This window comes from Phaeodactylibacter xiamenensis, from assembly GCF_000759025.1.
Taxonomy (GTDB): domain Bacteria; phylum Bacteroidota; class Bacteroidia; order Chitinophagales; family Saprospiraceae; genus Phaeodactylibacter; species Phaeodactylibacter xiamenensis.
The window spans coordinates 1-2,268 of record NZ_JPOS01000007.1; the positions used below are offsets into that span (position 1 = coordinate 1).

The window sequence follows — 2,268 nt, forward strand, 5'->3', positions numbered from 1 at the left end:
GGTCCACTCACGGCGGAACTTGAAGCGGCCTTCGCACTCGTCTACTGTTGGCAGGTCTTCGTAAGAAGCGCCGATGTTGCAGTAATTCGGAGCAATGTCAAAGATGCCGAACGCTGTGAAGATGAACGGATAGCCAGTCAGCTCTGGAGCCGGGTTGCCGTTCGCTAGCGCTGGGTAGTCCTCGTCGCACTCTACCACTGCTGTGAAGCTTGGGAAGTTCACGTCGTCAAGCGTTGGCTTGCGGATCGTGATCTGCTGCTGGCACTCGTCTGTCAGCCCCTGGTCGTCAATAGCAGTGAACGTGCGCGTGATCACTACGTCGCCACAGTCACCTGAAGAAGTGAAGCTGTCCGTCGCTGTGATGTCTACGTTGTCGTCGCAGTTGTCCGTCGCACTTGGCGCGCCTACCCACTGGTAAGTGCCGCTGATGAATGCGGTCTCCTGTGCTACAGAACCTGCGTCGCCGCCGTAGATCTGGCCGAAGTCGTCACAGAACAGCGGGATAGACAGCTGCTCAGTAGTCGATGGCAGGGCAGAGAACGTCGTGTCATACTGGATCGTCCAGTCTGGCAGCATCGTTTCTGTAAAGTTCCATGCGCCTACAAGGCCGTTGCCGTCGCTGAAGATCGTGTGCTCGTAGGAGCCCGTCACGTCTGAGCCAAAGCTGGAAACCAGCACGAAGTAAGTCTCGTACGCACGCAGTGGCAGCGTTACGCGAACCTGTGGGTCGAACAAGCCGCCGATTGGGCCTGCGTTGCCAAGGATGTTGTCGTCCGCTGCGTAAAGGATATTCTCACATGGGCTGTCCGCATCAAAGCTGCCCTGGTACAGTGCAGTGAAGCCGTCGCCCCAGGAAGTGTTCAGGTAGATCGTGTAGATATCATCTGCGCTCACCTGGAACTCGATGATGTCGTAGTAGTGGTCGCCTACCAGTGGGCCCGCACCGTCAAGGAAGCAAGAGTAGTCCGCAAGCTCAAGCTGTGCGTCAGTGGTCTCCAGGGCGCCCTGGATCTTCTGTACAGGCTCAGAGATTGTCGCTACAGCTGTATTGTCCGGGCACTCAACAACTGGTGCTGTCTTGTCTTCGCCGGTAACATAGCCCCAGCATGGCTCGAAGCCTGCTACGTCCGGCCCGGTGATCTCGTAGATCCACTGCCCGTGCCCGTCAAGGATGTTGCCGTTAGCGGGGTTGTCATCGTTGACGATGGTGATGGTGAAGTCGTCTTCTTCCAGGCAGCCGAAGTTGCCTTCCAGCACCATATCTGCTGTGATCACCCGGGAGCAGTTCTCGTCCAGCGTCACGTTGATATCATCGTTGCACGCCAGGTCCGCTTCCGGCGCATCGTCTTGTGTGACAGACACCCCGAAGGCTTCGCTTGTGCTGTTGCCCGCTGCGTCCACTGCCCCTATGCTCACCGTGTACTGGCCTGGGCCCGCTGTGAAGCAATAGGTAGTACCGTCTGCGGTAACCGGCACAGCAACGCCGCCAGGGCCTGTCACCGTTACCGTGGGCGCGATATCGCCTTCGCAATCGTCAATGGCTGTGGCCTGGAAGCAGATTTCTGCCTCGTCCGGCCCACAGGGGTCGAGCACTTCCGTAATGTTCTGCGATGGGTACACGATGATTGGGGCCGAATTGTCTTCGTCTGCATTCACCGTGACCGTAGCCGTAGCCTCGGTGGTATTGCCGCCGCCATCGGTGTACGTGCCCACGATGGTGTACACGCCAGGGCTCAGGCTCAGGCTCCACGCGAAGTAGCCGTTTGCAGGGTCAGACAGCGCTGCGTCGAATGGGGGCGCTGGCGCTCCGTTCACCGTGAAGCTCGCGCTGCTGAAGTCTTCGTCGCAGTCGTCTTCCAGCTGTACCGCAAAGCTTACCGCTGCCTCGCCTTCGCAGTTCGGCACCTGGTAGGCCAGGTTGCCGGGCATTGTCATTACCGCCGGCGTGTCCGGGCCTTGCACCACTTCTACAGCATGGTCTATTGTTACCCCTTCGTAGCTGGTAACGATCAGGTAGCTGCCGGCGCTCAGGTTGCCCGTGGCTTCGAAGTACGCATAGCCTTCGTTCACCTGGATGTAGGTGAGCTCCAGTGGCGCGCCGCTGATGCTGATCAGCCCGTCGGGCACATCGCCCGCCTGAAGCTCGCAGTCATAAATATGGCCTGAGAAGACGATAAAGCCGTCCTCCGCGCAGTCTTCGATCACGAACTGCCCGTTGCCGGACACGTCCACGACCGGCGCAGGGCTCTGCGCCTGTGTGAGGGTGAT

At 59.1% G+C, this 2,268-nt stretch carries 1 pseudogene; it reads right to left on the reverse strand.

The window, feature by feature from the left end:
- A pseudogene (locus IX84_RS33240) lies at positions 1–2,268 on the reverse strand (hypothetical protein); the annotation flags it as partial.